This window comes from uncultured Campylobacter sp. (genome assembly GCF_938018145.1).
GTDB lineage: Bacteria > Campylobacterota > Campylobacteria > Campylobacterales > Campylobacteraceae > Campylobacter_A.
In genome coordinates this window covers 1-1,869 of the sequence record NZ_CALIII010000393.1, presented here as the reverse complement: position 1 = coordinate 1,869, position 1,869 = coordinate 1, and the positions used below count along the sequence as shown (strand labels likewise).

Genomic DNA, 1,869 nt, shown 5'->3' with positions numbered 1-1,869 from the left:
AGCGGAGTTAAAATTTCATGCTCGGTGATCTTTTGAGCTCCGGCGCGTTTATATGGCATATGGCAGTCTGCGCACGTTACGCCGCTTCTTCCGTGGATGCCAGTCGAGCTTAGCTCAGCCTCAGGGTGCTGCATTTTAATGATTTTCGCACCGGTATCTTTATGAATATAGTCAAATTTAAATCCGTCTTTGGCTAGCTGATCGTCGTAGTATTGGTCGAAATTTTCGATCTTAAACGGCTCGTCTTTCTTCCAGAAATTCCAAGGGAAAGTTAGAGTTTGGTTTTTGCCGAAGTAGTACTCGACGTGGCACTGCATACAAACGAAGTTTCTCATCTCCTGTCTGCTGGCTTTTATACCGCTTTTCGCATCGGCCTCGTAGCCGCGAGCAGCCATTGCGTTAACAAATCCCGGTCTTGTTACTCTTAGGCTCATATCGTCCGGGTGGTGGCAGTCCGCACAGGTGCTGCCTAGATGCGACCCGTGGATACTCTCGCCGTGTTTAGCCGCGATTTTTTTCATGACGTCAAAATACGGAATAGAGTTCATCTTCGTCCAAGCCGCTTTTCTCTTCTGGCCTTCTTCTTTAGGCATTACGTCAAAGAAAGGCATAGGTAAGCTAGCTGCCGGAGTCGGATCTTCGGTTAGTTTGTAGTCTGGATCTAGCTGAAGTGCAGTTAGATAGCCGGTATGGCAGTTTACGCAAGCGCCCGGTTGGCCTTTAAACGCTGGAAGTCCGTGAGAGTTTAAAAACTCTTTGTCGTTTCTTTTGGTCTCGATCTGATCTATCTGGGTATAGTAGTGGGTTCGCGGTTTGCTGTAATCCACGCCGAACGCATAACCGTTCCAAAACACCGTAGCCGCAGGCCAGCGAATAATCTTGCTATAAGGTAAATCGCCGCCGAAAGCCGTTTCTATAAATTCGCTTCCTTTTGGATTTGCGTCGCTTTTATGCTCCATTTTTTTGTAAGCATCGAGCTGATTTGGGAAATTTGCGCCCCATTTTTCAAAATCAGGCTCAAGTTCGCTTACTTTATTGAGCATTAGCGGATACATCTTTTCTTCGGCTTTTTTGGCGCCGATATCCGTAAAAAGCGCGAACATAGCCGCACCGAGTACGACAGCCACTAGGAAAGTAGCTACATACAACACTTTGTTTTTCATTTTATCCTCCTGTTAAATTTTAAAAGTTATGCGCATGTCCCGCTTCGCGGTGGCAAGATACACATCTTAAAGGCTCGCTAGAATTGCCTTGATGCTCTTTGAGATTTTTGTCAAACGGTTTTGCGGTTCCTATGGCGCGCGGGTCGATAACGTTTGAAACGTACTCTTTGTGGCAGTCCATGCAGTTTTCCTGAACGACTCTTTTTGTTTTTTCGTTTGCGGTAAATGCATAAGGATTATCTTTAAAAGTAACGGCATACGCGTGTCCTAGGCCGCTTTGAGCCTTCATGATCCAATATCCTATAAAATCATGCGGCAAATGGCAGTCGTTACAGGTCGCGACGTTTTGGTGTCCGCCTCTTGACCAGCTTTCGTAGACTTGATTCATCACGTGACAGTTTTTACAGGCTGCAGGATCCGGACTAAAGTATGAAAATCCCTTGGCATAGTAAAAAGTGTATAGTCCGTGACCGATAACCACTCCAAACGATAGCAACAAAAGAATGACCCAGATGGATGCTTTTTTCTTCGTGTTTTCCATGACGGGCTTTCTAACCTCCTTTGTAAATTTAAATAAAACTTAACTTTATTTATCGGGCCGTATTTTATTATTAGTTCGCTTAAATTCTCATTTATTTTCCTTATATAATTAAAATTAAATCTAAAGCTTACTTTTATACTATGTAAATATAACAGTAGTTGTTAT

At 43.8% G+C, this 1,869-nt stretch carries 2 protein-coding genes; both read right to left on the bottom strand.

All coding sequences use genetic code 11. The annotated features are described in order from the left end of the window. Window positions 1-1,163, bottom strand: a 1,163-nt coding sequence (locus Q0338_RS09080) for an ammonia-forming cytochrome c nitrite reductase subunit c552 (protein ID WP_298086472.1), incomplete at its 3' end; no start/stop codon positions are given. 19 nt (window positions 1,164-1,182) lie between these two features. Next, a complete protein-coding gene (gene nrfH, locus Q0338_RS09075) occupies window positions 1,183-1,704 on the bottom strand; it encodes a cytochrome c nitrite reductase small subunit (RefSeq protein WP_298086471.1) in 522 nt (173 codons plus the stop codon). Between the last annotated feature and the right edge of the window lie 165 nt (window positions 1,705-1,869).